Source organism: Polaromonas sp. P4_F6 (assembly GCF_056401275.1).
Map to the genome: position 1 here is coordinate 32,433 of NZ_JBFUJQ010000005.1, position 18,008 is coordinate 50,440.

An 18,008-nucleotide genomic window follows, 5' to 3' on the forward strand; every position below is an offset into this window, starting at 1 on the left:
CTCGCTTTCGGGTGATGGATGGCTACTGAACCAGCAGCACCGGCACGTCGACATCGGCCACCACGCGCTGGGCGACGCTGCCGAGCAGGGCGCGGCCCAGCAGGCCGTGGCCGTGGGTGCCCATGACCACCATGTGGGCCTTCTCGCGTTTGGCCGCCTGCACGATCTGCGTGGCCGGCGTGCCGACGACCCACGATGCCCGGTACTGCACGCCATGGCGCCTGAGAAAGCGTTCAATCGGCTGCAGCACTTTGTTGGCCTCATCCTGGTGCCAGGCACGGACGGTGGCGGCGCCCAGCATGGTCTTGACGCGCGGCGAAACAGCCGGCTGCACGTTCAGCACGACCAGTTCCGCATCCGGGCCCATTAGGGTTTCGTGGGTGACCAGGAAGGCCAGGGCTTTTTTGGTGAATTTGCTGCCGTCAACGGCCAGAAGGACTTTCATGGTGTTTTCCGGAAATGTTTTGTCAATGTGGATTCAGCGGCGATTCAACGCAGGACCAGCACAGGAATGCCGCTGTGGGTAAGCACCTGCTGGGTTTCGCTGCCGAGCAGGATGCGCGAGATACCCTTGCGGCCGTGCGAGGCCATCACGATGAGGTCGCTTTTGTTCTTTTTGGCCGCGGCCAGGATGGACGCCGCGACAAGGTCGGACTTGACGACCACGGCCTTGGCCTTGACGCCCGCGGCTTCGGCGGACTTGCACACCGCGTCGACGATGGCCTGGCCCCTGTCGGCCCAATCCTTTTCGATGCGCCCGACTTCCTGAGGCGAAATGTTGGCGCCGCCCTCGAAGTAGCTCATGGGATAACGCGGCACGACGTTGAGCGCCACCAGTCCGGCCTCCAGGGATGCCGCGAGGGCGATGGCGTCCTTGACCGCTTTTTTGGACAGTGTGGAGCCGTCGGTGGCAACAAGAATGCGTTGGTACATGGTGGTTCTCCTGTGTTGATGTGCCGCAGTCTAGGAGCGCCGTCCGGGCCCGGGCTTGATCCAGGTCAAGGGCGCGGCACATGATTGCGACCCGCTGTTCCGGCGTTTCTGGCGAGGTCTTTCGACGCGTGCAAAACCGCATCGGCCCGCATGGGCCCGGAAGGTGTCCGATGCCATCAGGTGACTGTGCGCGCGGCATCGGGAGGTGTCTGTTCGCCAGCAGACGTAAGCCACAGCGCCTGACAGCCAGCCGACACCCGCGGGCACCCTCGGAAGTGCCCATGGCCCTTGGTTTGATCCATGTCAAGGGCAGGGCGCCCTGCGCTGGCTAAGCTTTCGCCATGCAAACCGCCCCCTCCTTGCCGCTGCATTCCGCCGGCCCCATGCCGCCTGCCGCGGGCGGTGCCACGCCATGGGCCGCGCTGGACGAGCCGGCCGAATGGGAGGGTTTCAGCCGGCCGGCCGCCGGGCGCGAGGGCTGGTGGGAGTCCTGCCTGGCGATCGAAGGCATGCATTGCGCGGCCTGCGCGCTCACCGTCGAGTCGGTGTTGCGCAAGCTGCCCGGCGTGGACGCGGTGCAGGTCAATGGCGTCACGGCCGTGGCGCGGCTTCAGTGGCAGCCGCAGGCCACGCGGCCTTCGGCCTGGATGGCCGCGCTGCGCCAGGCCGGCTACGGCGCCTTGCCGGCCGGCGACCTGCTGCTGGCCGGCAACCGGCAGCGGGCCCAGCGCCTGATGCTCTGGCGCTGGCTGGTGGCCGGCTTTTGCATGATGCAGGTCATGATGTACGCCGCGCCGGCTTATCTGTCGGGGCCCGGCGAGATCACGCCCGACATACGGGCGCTGTTGGGCTGGGCCTCCTGGGTGCTGACCCTGCCGGTGCTGCTGTTTTCCTGCTGGCCGTTTTTTGCGGCGGCACTGCGCGATGTGCGCCACCTGCGCATAGGCATGGACGTGCCGGTGGCGCTGGGTGTGCTGATCGCTTTTGGCGCCAGCACGGCCGCCACCTTTGACCCGGCCGGCCCCTGGGGCGAGCATGCCTCCTACGACTCGGTGCCCATGTTTGTGTTTTTCCTGCTGTCGGGCCGGCTGCTGGAGCAGCGCCTGCGCGACCGCACCGCCGGCGCGCTGGAGGCATTGATGCGCCGCCTGCCGGACAGCGTGGAGCGGCAGGAGGCCGACGGCAGTTTCCGCGTGGTGGCCGTGCGCCGGCTTGTCCCGGGCGATCTGGTCCGCGTGCTGCCGGGCCAGGCCTTTCCCGCTGATGGCGACGTGGAAAGCGGCGAGAGCCGGGTCGACCAGTCGCTGTTGACCGGTGAATCCAAACCCTTGCTGCGGCGCGCCGGCGACGGCGTCATTGCCGGCAGCCACAACCTCACCAGCCTGCTGCTGGTGCGCGTGCGGCGGGTCGGTGCGCAAACCCGTTACGCCGAAATCGTCGCGCTGATGGAGCAGGCCTCGCTCGAAAAACCCGGCCTGGTGCAACTGGTGGACCGCATCGCCAGCCCTTTCCTGGCGGCCGTGCTGCTGGCCGCCGCCGCTGCCGCCTGGTGGTGGTGGCCTTTGGGGCAAGCGCATGCGATGGCGGTTGCGGTCGCGGTGCTCATCGTGACCTGCCCCTGCGCCTTGTCGCTGGCCACGCCGGCGGCCATGCTGGCCGGCGCGGGCGCGCTGGCGCGGCGCGGCGTGCTGGTGCGCAGGCTGCAGGCGCTTGAAAGCTGCGCGGCGGTGGACACCGTGGTCTTCGACAAGACCGGCACGCTGACGCAGGACCGCATGGATGTGGTCATGGCCTACACGCCTGCCGGCGTGGACCGGGACGACGTGTGTGACAGGGCGGGCGCGCTGGCCAGGCAGTCGCTGCATCCGGTTTCGCGCGCCATCGCCGCGCGCTTTCCCGTGAATGCTTCCGCGCCGGGCTGGGTCGCCAGCGAGGTGGAGGAGGTCCCCGGCCGGGGCCTGCGCGGCAAGGTCGCCAGGCTGGACGGCAGCGATGCACGCTACCTTTACCTGGGCTCGGCCTCTTTTTGCCGGGTGCCTGTGCCGGGCCGCGATGCGCCGGTGCCGCAGGCGCACCTGTCCGACGGCGAACACTACTTGGCAGGCTTCGAGCTGGACGAGGCCATTCGCCCCGATGCGGCGCAGGCCGTGGCGGCCTTGCTCAAACTCGGTGTCCGCGTGCAGCTGCTGTCGGGCGATACCGGCCAGGCCGTGGCCCACCTGGCACGCCGGGCCGGCATCGAGTGGTGCTTCGGCGAATGCACGCCGGAGGTAAAACTGGCACATGTGCGAAGGCTGCAGCGCGAAGGCCACCGCGTCATGATGGTGGGCGACGGCATGAACGACGGGCCGGTGCTGGCCGCGGCCGATGTGTCCATGGCCATGGGCCAGGCCGTGCCGCTGGCCCAGGCCAGGGCGGATTTCATCATGACCGGCAACCGGCTTGCCAGCGTGGCGGCGCTGCTGGCGCAGGCGCGGCGAACGAGGAGGGTGGTGCGCCAGAACCTGCTGTGGGCCGCGCTGTACAACGCGGCCTGCGTGCCGCTGGCAATCGCGGGCCTGATGCCGACCTGGCTGGCCGGCTTTGGCATGGCGGCGAGTTCGCTGCTGGTGGTGGCTAATTCCGCGAGGCTGGCGCGCGTTGCGCCTGAACACTAGATGGACATTCTTTTTCTGCTGATCCCCTTGTCCGTGGTGCTGGCGCTGCTCATCATTGGCGCGCTGGGCTGGGCCGTGTGGCGTGGGCAATTCGAGGCACTGGAGCAGGAAGCCGAGCGCATTCTTCACGGTGATTGACCTGTATCAAATGCCGCGCCGCCCGCCGCGCCGACACTTTGAAGCATCTAGACAAAAGGTGCTTCATGAACCAAGAAACGACGCAAGGGATCGCCTATCACGACACGGTGGTGCGCCAGTTCTCGCTGGCGGCGGTGCTCTGGGGTGTGGTGGGCATGGCGGTGGGCCTGTTCATCGCGGCCCAGCTGGCCTGGCCTGAACTGAACTTCGGCATCCCCTGGCTCAGCTACGGGCGGCTGCGGCCGCTGCACACCAACGCGGTGATCTTCGCCTTCGGCGGCTGCGCGCTCATAGGCAGCAGCTACTACGTGGTCCAGCGCACCAGCGGCGTGCCGCTGTTCGCGCCGCGCCTGGCGGCCTTCACTTTCTGGGGCTGGCAGCTGGTCATCGTGGCCGCGGCCATCAGCCTGCCGCTGGGCTATACCACCGGCAAGGAATACGCCGAGCTGGAATGGCCCATAGACATCCTGATCACCCTGGTCTGGGTGGCTTACGCGGTGGTGTTCTTCGGCACCCTGGGCGTGCGCAAGGTCAGGCACATCTATGTGGCCAACTGGTTTTACGGCGCCTTCATCCTGGCGGTGGCGGTGCTGCATGTGGTCAACAGCGCCGAGGTGCCGGCCGGCTGGATGAAGTCCTATTCGGCCTACGCCGGCGTGCAGGATGCCATGGTGCAGTGGTGGTACGGCCACAACGCCGTCGGCTTTTTCCTGACCGCGGGCTTCCTGGGCATGATGTATTACTTCATCCCCAAGCAGGCCGAGCGGCCGGTCTACAGCTACCGCCTGTCCATCGTCCACTTCTGGGCGCTGATCTTCACCTACATGTGGGCGGGCCCGCATCACCTGCACTACACGGCCTTGCCCGACTGGACGCAATCGGTGGGCATGGTGTTCTCGCTGATCCTGCTGGCGCCCAGCTGGGGCGGGATGATCAACGGCGTGATGACGCTGTCAGGCGCCTGGCACAAGCTGCGCGAAGACCCCATCCTGCGTTTCCTGATCGTCTCGCTGTCTTTCTACGGCATGAGCACCTTCGAGGGACCGCTGATGTCCATCAAGACCGTCAACGCGCTGTCGCATTACACCGACTGGACCGTGGGCCATGTGCATTCGGGCGCGCTGGGCTGGGTGGGCCTGATCTCCATGGGCACGCTGTACTACATGATCCCGCGCCTCTTCGGGCAAAAGCGGATGTACTCGGTGCGCGCCATCGAGGTGCATTTCTGGGTGGCCACCGTGGGCATCGTGCTTTACATCGCGGCCATGTGGATCGCCGGCGTGATGCAGGGCCTGATGTGGCGCGCCCTGAACGCCGACGGCACCCTGACCTACACCTTCGTCGAATCGGTGAAAGCCACCTATCCCTTCTACGTGGTGCGCTTCTTCGGCGGCGTGCTGTACCTGGGCGGCATGGTGTTGATGGCCTGGAACGTCTGCATGACGGTGGCCAAGGGCCGGCCCGTGCGGGTGCAGGTTCCCGCTCTGGCCCACGCATGACAAGACGCAAGCAAAAGCGAAGAAAGCTCATCCCATGAAAAACGACGACACAAGCACCGCCGGCTTCTCGCACGAGAAGATTGAGACCAACAACTTCCTGATGATCATCCTGATCCTGCTGGTGATCGCCGTGGGCGGCCTGGTAGAGATCGTGCCGCTGTTCTTCCAGAAGTCGACCACCGCGCCCATAGAAGGCGTCAAGCCCTACGGCGCGCTGCAGCTGGCCGGCCGCGACATCTACCTGCGGGAAGGCTGCTACAACTGCCACTCGCAGATGATCCGGCCCTTCCGCGCCGAGACGCTGCGCTACGGCCACTACTCGGTGGCCGGCGAGTTTGTCTACGACCATCCCTTCCAGTGGGGCAGCAAGCGCACCGGCCCCGACCTGCAGCGCGTGGGCGGCAAATACACGGACGAGTGGCACCGCATCCACCTGAACAACCCGCGCGATGTGGTGCCCGAATCGAATATGCCGGCCTACAGCTGGCTGGAAAAAGCCAGCGTCAACCCGGCCGACATGGCGCCGCGCATGAAGGCGCTGCGTACGGTGGGCGTGCCGTATAGCGATGCCGAAATCGCCGAGGCCGCCGCCGTGGTGAAGGACAAGACGGAGATGGACGCCCTGGTGGCCTATCTGCAAGTCATGGGCAAGGCCCTGAAGTAAAGGAGAACGCCATGGACATCAATACGCTGCGCATCATCGCCACCTTGCTGTGCTTCGCAACCTTCATCGGCCTGCTGGTGTGGGCCTATTCGGGCCGCAACCGCAAGCGCTTTGAAGAGGACGCAAAGATCCCCTTCCTGCAGGACTAGGGCTATGCCACTTCTCTTTAAAGCTTCTTTCTTGACTCCACAACGCATCGGGTACGGCTTATGAGCGATTTCACCGACAACTTCTGGTCCTGGTATGTGGCCGCGCTGACCCTGGTCGGCATCATTGGCGCACTGGTGCTGCTGTGGGCCACGGCCCGGAAAAAAATAGTCCCGAGCAGCGACAACACCACGGGCCATGTCTGGGACGAGGACCTGCGCGAGGCCAACAACCCCATGCCGCGCTGGTGGATGTGGCTGTTCGTCTTGACCGTGATCTATTCGCTGCTCTACCTGGTTGCCTACCCGGGCCTGGGCGCTTACCCGGGCGAGATGGGCTGGAGCACGCGCGGCGAATACGACAGCGCGATGGTCAAGGCGGACAAGGAACTGGCGCCGCTGTATGCCGGCTTCAGCGCCAAAAGCGCCGAGCAGCTCGCGGGCGATGCCAATGCGATGGCGGTGGGCGAGCGCCTGTTCATGAACAATTGCGCCCAGTGCCACGGCTCGGACGCGCGCGGCAGCAAGGGCTTTCCCAACCTCGCCGACAGCGACTGGCTACATGGCGGCTCGGCCGAAAAAATCAAGGAAACCCTGACCCAGGGCCGCAAGGGGCAGATGCCGCCCATGGCCGCGGCGGTAGGCTCGCCCGAGGACGTCAAGAACGTGGCGCAGTACGTGTTGAGCCTGTCGGGCGGCCCGCATGATTCGGTGCGCGCCCAGCTCGGCAAGTCAAAGTTCAGCGCCTGCGCGGCCTGCCACGGCGTGGACGGCAAGGGCAACACGACGATAGGCGCGCCCAACCTGACGGACGACATCTGGCTGCACGGCTGGGGCGAGCAGGCCATCGTCGACATCGTCAACAAGGGCAAGACCAACGAGATGCCCGCGCAGGCCGGCAAGCTCACGGAAGCGCAGATCCACGTGCTGACGGCCTACATCTGGGGGCTGTCCAACAAGGCCCCCGCGGCCAAGCTTTGAGGCGACAGTGACCCAACCGGCCTTGCGCAAAATTATCCCCATCGTTCCGGTGAGCGAGCCGGCAGGCGGATCCCTGTACGAGGCGCAAAAAAAGATCTACCCGCGCTCGGTCAGCGGACGTTTCGCGCGCTGGCGCTGGGTTTTTGTGGCCCTGACCCAGCTGGTGTTTTACGGCCTGCCGTGGCTGCAGTGGGGGCAGCGCCAGGCGGTGCTCTTCGACCTGGAGGCCAGGCGCTTTTACCTTTTCGGCTATGTGCTGTACCCGCAGGACTTCATCTACCTGACCGGCCTGCTGGTGGCCAGCGCCTTGTCGCTGTTCCTGTTCACGGCGGTGGCGGGCCGCCTGTGGTGCGGTTTTACCTGCCCGCAGACGGTGTACACCGAAATCTTCCTCTGGATAGAACGCAAGGTGGAGGGCGACCGCACGGCCAGGCTGCGCCTGGACGGCGCGCCGTTTTCGCTGGAAAAGCTGGTCAAGAAATGGTTCAAGCACATCCTCTGGATAGGCGTGGCCATGTGGACCGGTTTCACCTTTGTCGCCTACTTCGTGCCGGCGCGCGAGCTGATCCTGCAGTTCCTGCAGACCAAAATGGGCGGCTGGGAAATCTTCTGGGTGCTGTTCTACGGCTTTGCCACCTACGGCAATGCCGGCTTTTTGCGCGAGCAGGTGTGCAAATACATGTGCCCCTATGCTCGCTTCCAGAGCGCGATGTTCGACAAGGACACGCTGATCGTGAGCTACGACCCGGCCCGCGGCGAGCCGCGCGGCGCCCGCTCGCGCCATGCCGACATCACCGCCTTGTCCCTGGGCGCCTGTGTGGACTGCACGCTGTGCGTGCAGGTCTGCCCGACCGGCATAGACATACGCGAGGGCCTGCAGTACGAATGCATAGGCTGCGCGGCCTGCGTGGACGTGTGCGACGGCGTGATGGACAAGATGGGCTATGCGCGCGGCCTGATCCGCTTCACCACCCAGAACGCGCTGGCCGGGAAGTGGAGCGCGTCCCACATGCTGCGCCGCGTGCTGCGCCCGCGTGTGCTGGTTTACACCGCGCTGCTGGGCGTGCTGTGCCTGGCGCTGCTGTGGAGCCTGGTGGCGCGCATGCCGCTGAAGGTGGACGTGGTGCGGGACCGCGCGGCGCTCTCGCGCATCGCGGCCGGCGGAAAGCTGGAAAACGTCTACCGCCTGCAGATCATGAACGCCACGGAGCAGCCGCAGCGCTACCGCATCGCGGCAGCCGGGCTTGAAGGCCTGGCGGTGGCTTCGGAAGCCGAGGTCAAGGTCGGCCCCACGGAATCGCGCTGGGTGGCGGTGCGGCTGCAGATTCCCTATGGCTCGGCCGAGGCCGGCTCGCATCCCATCATGTTCCGCGTCGCCGATGAAAACGGGCGCGCCCATGTCGAAGAAAAGTCCGTGTTCCTTGTTCCGCGATGAAGCGCGATGAAGCGCGATGAAGCGCGATGAAAGGCCGTTTATGAATACCCTTCCCACCCAAGCCGCCCCCTGGTGGAAACACGGCCATGTCTGGCTGGTGGTTTCCGGGCCTGCCGCCGTGGTCGTGGCCGGCGTCGTGACGGCTTTCCTGGCCGTCAAATACCCCGATGCCGTCATAGGCGGGCAGGAGCCGGCACGGGCCTCACGCAGCAGCGGCCCGCCGCAGGCCAGGGCCCTGGCGCCGGCCCTGGAAGGGCGCAACCACGCGGCCACGCCCGACAAGGCCACACGCCCCTGATCGGCCTGATCACCCCGACAACCCGCAAGCGCAGATAACAACAGGAGGCAATGTGTGATGTCAGCCAACAAGATACTGGGCATTGCCTGGCCGGCTTTCCTGGCGGCCTGCCTGCTGGAGCTGCTGCTGTTCGGCCTGTTTGACCCCCAGGAGATGCTCAGGGATGGGCAGCCGGCCGGGCTTTCGCGGCTGGCTTTCCAGACCGCCGTGTTTTTTGTTTTCTGGTTGGCCTGCGCGGCCTCCAGCGCGCTGAGTGTGCTGCTGACCGGGCCCGCGCCGGATGCGGGGGCGGCGGCTTCACGCCGGACGCGGGCGGATCCCGCGCACGCGGTGGATGAGGACTGAAGCCGGCGCGGGGCAGGGCGGTAAGATCGGGCTCCCACTCCCGAATCGCGCCATGTCCCAATTCCCCCATGTAGGCGATGCACTGCCCAAACGCCGGCGCTCCACGGCCATTGTGCTGGCCGTATTGGCAACCCTGACGCTGCTGGCCGCCGTCCATCTCGCGACGCGCCCGCAGTCGCCGGGCCTGCCGCTTGCGCTGGCCCTGGCCGCCGCGACCTGCGGCCTGGCCTGGCTGGTGGCCGGACGCGACGCGGCGCGCGACCGGGCCGGCAAACAGGCGCTCGATGGCGCCGACGCCAGGCTGGCGGGCCTGCTGGACTCGGCCATGGACGCCATCATCACCGTGGACAGCGAGCAAAACGTGATCCTCTATAACAAGGCCGCCGAAAGAATCTTCGGCTGGCCCACGCGCGAGATGCTGGGCCAGCCGCTCACGCGTTTGATCCCGCAGCGGCATCGCGACGCGCATGGCGGGCAGGTCCGGCGTTTCGGCCAGACCGGCACGACCTCGCGGCGCATGGGGGACGGCACGGTGCTGTATGGGCTCCGGGCCAGCGGCGAGGAATTCCCGCTGGAGGCCTCGATCTCGCAGCTGGACACCGCGCAGGGCAAGCTCTACACCGTGATCCTGCGCGACGTGACCGAGCGCGTGCGCGCCGCCGAGGAGCTGAGCGCCTTTGCCTCGGCGGCCCACGCCATCCGTGAAAGCGAAAAAACCCGCATCGCGCGCGAGCTGCATGACGAGCTCGCGCAGTCGCTGACGGCGATCAAGATGGACGCCACCTGGATACGCGAAGCCATGCCGCGCGAGGCGGAGGGCGTGCGGGCCAAGCTCGACGACATGCTGGGCCTGCTGGACACCACCGTGGCCGCCACGCGCCGCATCGCCTCGGACCTGCGGCCGCTGCTGCTGGACGACCTGGGCCTGGTGCCGGCCATCGAGTGGCTGACCCACAACTTCAGCCAGCGCCACGGTGTGCCCTGCAAACTCTCGCTGGATGAGGACGTGGAGCTCGGCGAGCCCTATGCCACGGCGGTGTTCCGCATCGTGCAGGAGTCGCTGGTGAACGTGGCCAAGCATGCGGGCGCATCGCGGGTCGATGTGCGCATAACGAGGACGGGCGCGGCCGTGGTCCTCGAAGTGGCCGATGACGGCGCCGGCTTCGCGCTGGACGCGCCGCGCAAGGCCAGCTCGCTGGGCCTGATGGGCCTGCGCGAGCGGGCCCGCCTGCTGCAGGGGACGGTGGACATAGACACGGCGCCGGGCCGCGGCACCCGCATACGGGTGCTCATCCCGGTGCCCGAGACGGCTGAGGCCGCGGAAACAGGAGACATCACGTGATCAGGATTGTCATGGCCGACGACCACGCCATCGTGCGCGAAGGCCTCAAGCGCATCGTGTCGTCGATTGAAGGCATGGAAGTCATAGGCGAAGCCGGCAACGGCACGGAAGTCATGCAGCGCGTACGCGAGCTGGCCTTCGACGTGCTGGTGCTGGACCTGTCCATGCCCGGGCGCAGCGGCATGGAGCTGATCAAGCTGGTACGCGCCGAAAAGCCGCAGCTGCGCATCCTGGTGCTGAGCATGCACCAGGAGCTGCAGTACGCGGTGCGCGCCATCAAGAACGGCGCCAGCGGCTACCTGACCAAGGAAAGCGCGCCGGCCCAGCTGGAGCAGGCCATACGCAAGGTGGCCTCCGGCGGCGCCTTTATCAGCGCAGAGGTGGCCGAGCAACTGGCGCTGGGCGCCATGCCCGGCAACGAGGCGGTGCCGCACGAAAGCCTGTCCAACCGCGAGTTCGAGGTGCTGCAGCTGCTGGTGGCCGGCGTTTCCCTGACGGACATCGGGACCAGGCTGAATCTGTCGGTCAAGACTGTCAGCACCCACAAGACCAACCTCATGCAAAAAATGGGTTTGCAAAACCAGAACGAGCTGATCCGCTACGCCATCAAGCACGGCCTGGCCGAGCCCTGAGGGGGGGTGGCAGGATTTCACCCCATCAGTTTGCGGTGATCTTTCGCTCGCGCACGATGGCGCCCCACTTGGTATCTTCCTTTCGCATGAAGTCGGTGAACTGGGCGCGGGTAGTCGGCTGCGGCGTCAGGCCGTGCTTGTTAAGGGCCTCCTTGACGCCGGGGTCGGCCAACACCTTGACGATGGCCTGATTCCAGCGCTCAAGAATGGCCACGGACGTCTTGCCGGGTGCCAGGAAGGCGTACCAGTTAAGCGCCTCGAACCCGGGGTAGCCCGATTCGGCCACCGTCGGGATGTTGGGCATGTAGGCAGGGCGGGTGAGGCCGGTGGTAGCCAACGGGATCAGCTTGCCGGCTTCGACGTGCGGCATCGCGGTGGGCGGTGCCGAAAAATACGAGGCGACGCGTTCGCCCAGTAGATCCTGCAGGGCCGGAGCGCCGCCTTTGTACGGGACGTGCACCATGTCAATACCGGCGCGCTGGTTAAATAGCTCCCCGGCCAGGTGTGAAGCCGAGCCGGCGCCGGTAGAGGCGAAGTCGATGCTGCCGGGCTTTCTTTTGGCCAGCGCAACGAATTCGGCCAGGGTCTTCACGCCCAGGCCCTTGTGCACCACCAGCATATTAGGGAAGTTCACCCCGCCAGAGATCGCGGCCAGGTCCTTGAAAGGGTCGTAGCTGACCTTCATGACATGAGGTGCAATGGTCAGCGGTCCGACGGAGCCGAACAACAGCATCGAGCCGTCGGTGGGTCCGCTCGCCACATACTGGTGAGCGATGTTTCCGCCGGCACCGGCTTTGTTGTCCACGATCACTGTCTGGCCGATGTCCTCGCCAAGTTTCTTCGCGATCAGGCGCGCCGCGGCATCGGCTGCCCCGCCAGGGGCAAAACCCACCACAAGCGTGATGGATTTCCTGGGGGGAAAGTCTTGAGCCGGTACATGGCCGGTTGCGCAGAGCGCAGCCACCGCCATCGTGGTAGTGCGCAGAAATTTTCGTTTGTTCATGCTGTGTCTCCTTGGGGTGCTTGTGTCTTGTGGTTCTCAATCGGCGCCAAGGCCAATCGGATTGGGAAGGCGTTTTTCGACGGCATGGCGCAGCAGCGCGGCACTGCGGAAGATGCCGTGGCCGAACTTGCCGTAGGGCAGGGTGGCGAACAGGGCCATGACAGCGCCCAGGTGCAGGCACAGCAGCAGGGCCAGGGCGGGTGTGCCGCGCCCCAGCCACAGGGCCAGGCCGCTGGCGCTGGTGAGGAACAGCAGGGCGATGAAGCCCAGGTCCATTGGTTTTTGCGCCAGGTCGCCGTGCATGGGATGGCGCTTGCGGTTCAAGCGCCACAGGCCGGCGCTGCCGAGCACCAGGCTGATGCCGCCGGCCACGCCGAGCAGCTTGGGCAGGCTGGGCAGGGCGTAGGGTGCCACCCAGCCGAAGGCGTAGTGGTAGAGCGTGGCGACGCTGGTGGCGGCAAAGCACAGCATGAAGCCGTAGAAGGTGAGGTGATGAAAGCGCCGGCGCGACAGCGTGTAGGCATCGTCTTCGTTGTGGCAGCCGTCGCCGTGGCCGCCGTCTAGGTATTTGAGGCGCAGCACCGCATCGGCGGCTTCGGCGGCGGCGGGCGCGTTCAGCGGCGCGCCGCTGGTGGCGGGCGTGATGTCGCGCCAGAAGCGCCGCACGCCCATGGCCAGCGCCAATGTGGCAAACAGGAACACGGGGGCGAACAGGCTCACCAGCAGCTTGTGTGGAAACACACTGTAGAAGGTGCCGCCTGGCGCGGCGCCCCACAGGCTGCCCTTCATCGCCACGGCCATGACCAGGAACAGCACCAGCGCTGCGGCCAGGGCCAGTGACAGCGTGAGCCCGTTGCGCTGGTAGAGCGCGCCGAGTGCGGGCGGCCAGGCGTAGTCCACATAGGTTTGGCCGCGTACCTGCGCCATGGCTTGGGGCACGTTCACGGCAAACTCGTGCGGCGGCGCGTATTGGCAGGCATGCAGGCAGGCGCCGCAGTTGTGGCAGAGGTTCGCCAAAAAGTGGATGTCGGCCTTGCCGAATTCGAGCCGTCGGGTCATGGCCGGGAACACGGCGCAGAAACCCTCGCAATAGCGGCAGGCGTTGCAGATCTGCATCTGCCGGCCAACCTCGGTCTCGGCGGTGGAAAGAATGGGAATGACACGGCGCGGACCGTCCGCGAGCGAAACGGCTTCGCGTGCCAGGGCTTCAAGCGTTTGCATGGTGGGACTCTTTCTGCTTCAGGGCGGCGGCTGCGGCCTGGGTGCCCGCGATGCGTCCGAAGGCGGTGCCGATGCTCATGCCGACACCGGCGGTGTAGCCTTTGCCGAGCACGTTGCCGGCCATCATTTCGCCAGCCACGAAGAGGTTGGGACTGGGCCGGCCGCCGAAGCGCACGGCGGCGGTGTCGCCCACCTTCAGGCCCAGGTAGGTGAAGGTGATACCGGGGCGCAGCGGGTAAGCGTAGAAGGGCGCGGTGTCAATGGGCCGGGCCCAGTGGGTCTTGGCGGGTACCAGGCCTTCGGTGCGGCAGTCGTCCAGCGTGGTGTGGTCGAAGCGGCCGACGCGGCAGGCGGCGTTGTAGTCGGCAATGGTGCGCAGAAAGCCGGGCTCGTCCAGGCCGAGCTGCCGCGCCAGCCCTTGCAGCGTGTCGGCGGTGGTGCCGGGAAACACCGGCGGCATGAAGCGGCCCACGGCCTTCTGGTCGATGATGGAATAGGCCACCTGGGCGGGCTGCTGGGCCACCAGCCGGCCCCAGATGGCGTAACGCTTGGGCCAGAAGTCCTCGCCCTCGTCGTAGAAGCGCCGGGCCTCGCGGTTGACCACCACGCCCAGCGACACGCAGTCGATGCGGGTGCAGATACCGCCGTCAAAGAGCGGGGCGCGGGCGTCGATAGCCACCATGTGGCCCTGCGAGGGGTCGCCGATGGCGTCGGCACCGGCCTTGATCATCTGCTTGAGCAGTACGCCCTGGTTGAAGCGGGTGCCGCGGATCAGGAAGTTGTCGGCCGGCCATTCTCCGCGCTCGTTCTGGCCCCAGGCCTCGCGCAGCCAGGCGCGGTTGGACTCGAAGCCGCCGGCGGCGAGCACGCAGCTTCTGGCGGTGATGCGTTCGCCGGCCTCGGTGTGTACCGCGGTGAAGCGCTCGCCGTCGAGCTCCACCGAGGCCACCGGCATCTCGTAACGGATTTGCACGCCCAGTCGTTCGGCGCTGCGGTAATAGGCGTTCACCAGCGCCTTGCCGCCGCCCATGAAGAATGCGTTGGTGCGCGCTACATGCAGTGCCCCCGAGAGCGGCGGCTGGAAGTGCACCCCGTGGCGGCGCATCCAGTCGCGGCAGTTCGACGAGGCGCGGATGACGAGCCGGGCCAGGTGTTCGTCGGTCAGGCCGCCGGTCACCTTCTGCAGGTCCTGCCAGTATTCTTCCTCGGTGTAGGCTTCCACCAGCACGTCCTGCGGCGCGTCGTGCATGCAGCGCAGGTTGCGCGTGTGCTGCGAATTGCCGCCGCGCCAGGCCTTGGGCGCGGCTTCGAGAAGCAGCACGCTGGCGCCGGCCTCACGCGCCATCAGCGCGGCGCAGAGTGCGGCATTGCCGCCACCTATGACCAGTACATCGACCTGCTCATCGCTCACTTCTTGTCTCCTTGTGGGTCAGGAGACTTTAGGCGGGCGGCCCTTCCTGCGAAAGGCAGGATCGGGCAACAGGTGTTCAGTTTTCGAGAAGGCTTGCGCCGGCCCAGCGGCCTTCGCGCACCAAGGTGCGCGCTGTGTCGGCCATCACCACCCGCGTGGCCAGCGCGGCTGGCGACAGTTCGTCGTCCGACAGGCTGACCAGCAGGTTGCGCCGGTTCACATGCGCGTCGGTGATCTGGCTGCTGAGCACGTCCTTTGTTGACTGCCGCGCAACGGCGGCGCCCGGTTGGATGGTGGCACCCAGGCCGGCGCGGACGGCATCCATCAGCAGCGCCAGGCCGTCGATCTCGGCCACCACGTCGGGCTCGATGCGCGCACGGGCAAAGGCGGCGGTGAGGGTGGCGCGCAGGCCGTGGCCGGCGCTGGGCATGATCAGCGGCACGTCGGCGAGCTGGGCCAGCCGCACTTTGAGGCCGGAAGGGCGCTGAACCAAACCGGCGGCGGCCAGGACGAACAGCTTTTCGTCGAGCAGGGGCTCGATGCTCCAGCGGCGCGGCGTGGTGGGCTCGAACAGCACGGCCAGATCGAGTTGGCGCGCCTGCAGCATGCTGGCCAGGTGGCCCGACAGCGACTCCACCAGGTGCAGCCGTACATCCGGGTAACGCGCGCGCATGGCCTGCATCAGCGGCAGGCCGAGCACCGAGGCCGTGGTCGGCGCCAGGCCCACGCTCACATGGCCCGAAAGGCGCGCCTGCTGGGCCGCGCGCACCGCCTCTTGCGCGTGGCGCAGCGTGAGCTGGGCCTGCTGCAAGAAGGCCACGCCCGCGTCGGTGGGACTCACACCGGTACTGCCACGCTGGAGCAATCGGGTGCTGAGCTCGCTCTCCAAACGGCTTATCTGCTGACTCAGCGCAGATGTCACCACGCCGAGTTCGATGGCTGCCCGGCCCATGCTGCGCAGTTCGCAGACTTTCACGAAATAACGGAGTTGGCGGAGTTCCATAAGGGTCCAGGAGTGAATGACGCTATCGTATTCCCGTTCACCTGCAGGTGAACTCCTGCCGACGCTCCCAAGAGCCGGCGATGAAATAGCGCCGTGTTGACCAGGGTCAACACGGCCCAGGGCGCGGCTGCCTACAGTCGGGGTATTGAAACTCTGAGCCTGGGGGTGTTCCATGAGCGATGAACTCAAACAGCTGCTGGTCCATGCCGATGCGTCGCCGCAATTCGCGCAACGCCTTGAATTTGCCGGCCGGCTTGCCGCCATGCACGGCGCAGGCATCACGGCGCTGTATGCCTCGCCTTCAGCGTCGGAGGCGCTTCCGGTCGCCTCCGGCATTCCCGGCCTGGCCGTGAAGCGCGAAAACATACAGGACACCGAACTGGCGCGGGCGCGTTCGGTGTTTGAGCAACTCAAACCCGCGGGATTGCGGGCCACCTGGGCGGAAGTCCATGAGTTTCCGCTGGCCCCGGCTTTCGCGCAGCGGGCGCTGTATGCCGACCTGCTGGTGCTGGGCCAGCACGGCCCGGGCGAGGGCTGGTCCACGCTGATGCCCGCGGATTTCCCCGAAACCGTGATCGCCCTGAGCGGACGGCCGGCGCTGGTGCTTCCCTATACCTCGGCCAGGCCCGGCTTGCCCGGCAAGGTGGTGATCGCCTGGAAGCCCAGCCCGGGGGCCGCGCGCGCCGTGGCGGCGGCGCTGCCCCTGCTGCGCAAGGCCGGCTCGGTGCACGTGCTGAGCTGGGGCGACGAGGTGCCGGCGGCCGCCGCTGAAAGCCCGAATATCGTCTCCTACCTGCAGGCCCATGGCGTGCAGGCCCAATGGCAGCGCGAAGCGATTGAGCCCGAAAACCTGGGCGAACTGCTGCTGTCGCGCGCCTTCGACCTGCAGGCGGACCTGCTGGTGATGGGCTGTTACGGCCATACCCGCGCCCATGAATGGGTGCTGGGCGGCGCGTCCCGCACCGTGCTCAAGGGCATGACGCTGCCGGTGCTGATGGCCCACTAGGAAAATTCCGAGCCGGGCTCGGAGGGCCGGCACCGGCAAACCAGCTTTATCCGAGCCGGGCTTTCAGCAAAGCCCGATGTCCTGAACGCGCCGCCTGCGCGACAGTAGGGGCATGCAAGACAGCACTTCCCCCATCCGGGTTTTCCTGGCCGACGACTCCGCGCTGAGCCGCAGCCGGGTGGCCGCGATGCTGCTCAACCAGGGCATGGAAATCGCAGGGCAGGCCGATACGCCGGAACTGGCTGTTTCCGGCATCCTGGCGGCCCGGCCTGACGTGGTGGTGCTCGACGTGCAGTTCGAGAGGGGCACGGGCATGCAGGTGCTGCAGGCCGTGCTCAGGGCCACGCCGGGCATGCCCTTCATCGTCCTGAGCAACCACGCCGAGCCGGCCTACCGCGCACGCTACCTGGCCGCCGGCGCCGCCCGCTTTCTGGACAAGCACACCGAGTTCTATGCGCTCGCAGGCCAGGTGAAAGCCGTGGCCGGGCTTGCCGCGCAACCCGTTTCTTCCCTTTAAACCAAGGAGTCATCATGTCCTTAGCCTGTTCATCCGCCAGTGACGCTTCAGCTGCCGCCATTCCGCCACTGACGACCCATTGCTCGAACTGCAACCTGCGCGACCTGTGCCTGCCCTGCGGCATGAAACCCGCCGACGTGGGCGGGCTGGACGAGCTCCACTTCACCCGCACCAAGGTCAAGGCGGGGCAGGCGCTCTACCATGAGGGGCAAACCTTCCGCAACATTTACGCGGTGCGCATGGGAACCTTCAAATCCAGCCTGACGATGGCCGACGGCCGCGAGCAGGTCAGCGGCTTCCAGATGGCCGGTGAACTGATGGGCCTGGACGGCATTGCCAACGGCGCCTATGCCAGCAATTCCACCGCGCTCGAGGACACCGAGGTCTGCACCATTCCCTACGAGCAGATCAGCGGCCTGGCCGCGGCCAGCGCCAGCATGCAGCAGGCCGTGAGCCGCCTCATGAGCCGCGAAATCGTCAGGGAACACAGCCTGATGATGCTGCTGGGCAGCATGAACGCCGAGGAGCGGCTGGCCGCCTTTTTGCTGAACCTGTCGCAGCGGCTCAAGCTGCGCGGCTACTCGGCCAGCGAGTTCCACCTGCGCATGTCGCGCGCCGAAATCGGCAGCTACCTGGGCATGAAGCTGGAGACCGTAAGCCGTACCTTCTCGGCCTTCCAGCAGCAAGGCATTCTCGAAGTCGACAAGCGCCACATCCGCATCCTCGATGCCGAGGCGCTCAAGCGCATCTTCGAGACGCGCGTTCACTAAGCGGCTG

The 18,008-nt window shown here is 66.6% G+C and carries 20 protein-coding genes; 14 read left to right on the forward strand and 6 right to left on the reverse strand.

What is annotated here, in order from left to right:
- Window positions 1-22: 22 nt before the first annotated feature.
- Together AC1DUN_RS13615 and AC1DUN_RS13620 are read right to left on the reverse strand one after the other, a co-directional pair.
- Window positions 23-445 carry a universal stress protein gene (locus AC1DUN_RS13615; RefSeq protein WP_477714405.1) on the reverse strand — a complete coding sequence of 141 codons (423 nt, stop codon included), beginning with the start codon at window positions 443-445 and terminating at the stop codon, window positions 23-25.
- A gap of 44 nt (window positions 446-489) precedes the next feature.
- Window positions 490-933 carry a universal stress protein gene (locus AC1DUN_RS13620; protein WP_477714406.1) on the reverse strand — a complete coding sequence of 148 codons (444 nt, stop codon included), beginning with the start codon at window positions 931-933 and terminating at the stop codon, window positions 490-492.
- Window positions 934-1,274: 341 nt separating this feature from the next.
- Between AC1DUN_RS13620 and AC1DUN_RS13625 the strand changes: the two genes are divergently transcribed.
- From AC1DUN_RS13625 to AC1DUN_RS13675, 11 genes are all read left to right on the forward strand, one after another.
- Window positions 1,275-3,590 (forward strand): heavy metal translocating P-type ATPase, encoded by a 2,316-nt coding sequence (locus AC1DUN_RS13625; RefSeq protein WP_477714407.1) that lies wholly within the window; start codon window positions 1,275-1,277, stop codon window positions 3,588-3,590.
- Complete coding sequence (gene ccoS, locus AC1DUN_RS13630; RefSeq protein WP_074574359.1) at window positions 3,591-3,728, forward strand: cbb3-type cytochrome oxidase assembly protein CcoS; 138 nt, start codon at window positions 3,591-3,593, stop codon at window positions 3,726-3,728. It begins immediately after the preceding gene.
- Between the two features lie 65 nt (window positions 3,729-3,793).
- Window positions 3,794-5,227: a cytochrome-c oxidase, cbb3-type subunit I gene (gene ccoN / locus AC1DUN_RS13635; RefSeq protein ID WP_477714408.1), complete on the forward strand. Its 1,434-nt coding sequence runs from the start codon at window positions 3,794-3,796 to the stop codon at window positions 5,225-5,227.
- A 34-nt stretch (window positions 5,228-5,261) separates the two neighbouring features.
- Window positions 5,262-5,891: a cytochrome-c oxidase, cbb3-type subunit II gene (gene ccoO / locus AC1DUN_RS13640; RefSeq protein WP_477714409.1), complete on the forward strand. Its 630-nt coding sequence runs from the start codon at window positions 5,262-5,264 to the stop codon at window positions 5,889-5,891.
- Window positions 5,892-5,902: 11 nt separating this feature from the next.
- Window positions 5,903-6,040: a cbb3-type cytochrome oxidase subunit 3 gene (locus AC1DUN_RS13645; protein WP_413328157.1), complete on the forward strand. Its 138-nt coding sequence runs from the start codon at window positions 5,903-5,905 to the stop codon at window positions 6,038-6,040.
- Window positions 6,041-6,100: 60 nt separating this feature from the next.
- The gene (ccoP, locus tag AC1DUN_RS13650) at window positions 6,101-7,018 is read left to right on the forward strand and encodes a cytochrome-c oxidase, cbb3-type subunit III (RefSeq protein WP_477714410.1); all 918 of its coding nucleotides are present in this window, start codon (window positions 6,101-6,103) and stop codon (window positions 7,016-7,018) included.
- A 7-nt stretch (window positions 7,019-7,025) separates the two neighbouring features.
- Window positions 7,026-8,453, forward strand: coding sequence for a cytochrome c oxidase accessory protein CcoG (gene ccoG, locus AC1DUN_RS13655; RefSeq protein ID WP_477714411.1), 1,428 nt, complete (start codon window positions 7,026-7,028; stop codon window positions 8,451-8,453).
- Window positions 8,454-8,493: 40 nt separating this feature from the next.
- A complete protein-coding gene (locus tag AC1DUN_RS13660; RefSeq protein WP_477714412.1) occupies window positions 8,494-8,751 on the forward strand; it encodes a nitrogen fixation protein FixH in 258 nt (85 codons plus the stop codon).
- A 54-nt stretch (window positions 8,752-8,805) separates the two neighbouring features.
- Entirely contained in the window at window positions 8,806-9,096 is a 291-nt protein-coding gene (locus AC1DUN_RS13665) for a hypothetical protein (protein ID WP_477714413.1), read from the forward strand.
- Window positions 9,097-9,148: 52 nt separating this feature from the next.
- On the forward strand, window positions 9,149-10,438 hold the full coding sequence (locus AC1DUN_RS13670) for a PAS domain-containing sensor histidine kinase (RefSeq protein ID WP_477714414.1): 1,290 nt from the start codon (window positions 9,149-9,151) through the stop codon (window positions 10,436-10,438).
- A complete protein-coding gene (locus AC1DUN_RS13675) occupies window positions 10,435-11,070 on the forward strand; it encodes a response regulator (protein WP_477714415.1) in 636 nt (211 codons plus the stop codon). The genes AC1DUN_RS13670 and AC1DUN_RS13675 overlap by 4 nt, the downstream gene beginning before the upstream one ends.
- Before the next feature lie 25 nt (window positions 11,071-11,095).
- Here the strand turns inward: AC1DUN_RS13675 and AC1DUN_RS13680 are convergent, their stop codons facing one another.
- The 4 genes from AC1DUN_RS13680 to AC1DUN_RS13695 form a co-directional block, all read right to left on the reverse strand.
- Window positions 11,096-12,040 carry a Bug family tripartite tricarboxylate transporter substrate binding protein gene (locus tag AC1DUN_RS13680; protein WP_477714676.1) on the reverse strand — a complete coding sequence of 315 codons (945 nt, stop codon included), beginning with the start codon at window positions 12,038-12,040 and terminating at the stop codon, window positions 11,096-11,098.
- A 69-nt stretch (window positions 12,041-12,109) separates the two neighbouring features.
- A complete protein-coding gene (gene tcuB, locus AC1DUN_RS13685) occupies window positions 12,110-13,294 on the reverse strand; it encodes a tricarballylate utilization 4Fe-4S protein TcuB (protein ID WP_477714416.1) in 1,185 nt (394 codons plus the stop codon).
- On the reverse strand, window positions 13,281-14,705 hold the full coding sequence (gene tcuA / locus AC1DUN_RS13690; protein WP_477714417.1) for an FAD-dependent tricarballylate dehydrogenase TcuA: 1,425 nt from the start codon (window positions 14,703-14,705) through the stop codon (window positions 13,281-13,283). The genes tcuB and tcuA overlap by 14 nt, the downstream gene beginning before the upstream one ends.
- Before the next feature lie 76 nt (window positions 14,706-14,781).
- Window positions 14,782-15,708, reverse strand: a complete 927-nt coding sequence (locus tag AC1DUN_RS13695) for a LysR family transcriptional regulator (RefSeq protein WP_477714418.1) — start codon at window positions 15,706-15,708, stop codon at window positions 14,782-14,784.
- A 172-nt stretch (window positions 15,709-15,880) separates the two neighbouring features.
- Here AC1DUN_RS13695 and AC1DUN_RS13700 point away from each other — a divergent pair, with 172 nt between their 5' ends.
- From AC1DUN_RS13700 to AC1DUN_RS13710, 3 genes are all read left to right on the forward strand, one after another.
- Complete coding sequence (locus tag AC1DUN_RS13700; RefSeq protein ID WP_477714419.1) at window positions 15,881-16,714, forward strand: universal stress protein; 834 nt, start codon at window positions 15,881-15,883, stop codon at window positions 16,712-16,714.
- 112 nt (window positions 16,715-16,826) lie between these two features.
- Window positions 16,827-17,231 (forward strand): response regulator, encoded by a 405-nt coding sequence (locus AC1DUN_RS13705; RefSeq protein WP_477714420.1) that lies wholly within the window; start codon window positions 16,827-16,829, stop codon window positions 17,229-17,231.
- Between the two features lie 14 nt (window positions 17,232-17,245).
- Window positions 17,246-18,001, forward strand: coding sequence for a helix-turn-helix domain-containing protein (locus AC1DUN_RS13710; protein WP_477714421.1), 756 nt, complete (start codon window positions 17,246-17,248; stop codon window positions 17,999-18,001).
- Window positions 18,002-18,008 lie beyond the last annotated feature (7 nt).

Coding starts and splice junctions, on each gene's coding strand:
- AC1DUN_RS13615 (WP_477714405.1), bottom strand. CDS start 445: ATGAAAGTCCTTCTGGCCGTTGACGGCAGCAAATTCACCAAAAAAGCC.
- AC1DUN_RS13620 (WP_477714406.1), bottom strand. CDS start 933: ATGTACCAACGCATTCTTGTTGCCACCGACGGCTCCACACTGTCCAAA.
- AC1DUN_RS13625 (WP_477714407.1), top strand. CDS start 1,275: ATGCAAACCGCCCCCTCCTTGCCGCTGCATTCCGCCGGCCCCATGCCG.
- ccoS (WP_074574359.1), top strand. CDS start 3,591: ATGGACATTCTTTTTCTGCTGATCCCCTTGTCCGTGGTGCTGGCGCTG.
- ccoN (WP_477714408.1), top strand. CDS start 3,794: ATGAACCAAGAAACGACGCAAGGGATCGCCTATCACGACACGGTGGTG.
- ccoO (WP_477714409.1), top strand. CDS start 5,262: ATGAAAAACGACGACACAAGCACCGCCGGCTTCTCGCACGAGAAGATT.
- AC1DUN_RS13645 (WP_413328157.1), top strand. CDS start 5,903: ATGGACATCAATACGCTGCGCATCATCGCCACCTTGCTGTGCTTCGCA.
- ccoP (WP_477714410.1), top strand. CDS start 6,101: ATGAGCGATTTCACCGACAACTTCTGGTCCTGGTATGTGGCCGCGCTG.
- AC1DUN_RS13660 (WP_477714412.1), top strand. CDS start 8,494: ATGAATACCCTTCCCACCCAAGCCGCCCCCTGGTGGAAACACGGCCAT.
- AC1DUN_RS13670 (WP_477714414.1), top strand. CDS start 9,149: ATGTCCCAATTCCCCCATGTAGGCGATGCACTGCCCAAACGCCGGCGC.
- AC1DUN_RS13680 (WP_477714676.1), bottom strand. CDS start 12,040: ATGGCGGTGGCTGCGCTCTGCGCAACCGGCCATGTACCGGCTCAAGAC.
- tcuB (WP_477714416.1), bottom strand. CDS start 13,294: ATGCAAACGCTTGAAGCCCTGGCACGCGAAGCCGTTTCGCTCGCGGAC.
- AC1DUN_RS13695 (WP_477714418.1), bottom strand. CDS start 15,708: ATGGAACTCCGCCAACTCCGTTATTTCGTGAAAGTCTGCGAACTGCGC.
- AC1DUN_RS13700 (WP_477714419.1), top strand. CDS start 15,881: ATGAGCGATGAACTCAAACAGCTGCTGGTCCATGCCGATGCGTCGCCG.
- AC1DUN_RS13705 (WP_477714420.1), top strand. CDS start 16,827: ATGCAAGACAGCACTTCCCCCATCCGGGTTTTCCTGGCCGACGACTCC.
- AC1DUN_RS13710 (WP_477714421.1), top strand. CDS start 17,246: ATGTCCTTAGCCTGTTCATCCGCCAGTGACGCTTCAGCTGCCGCCATT.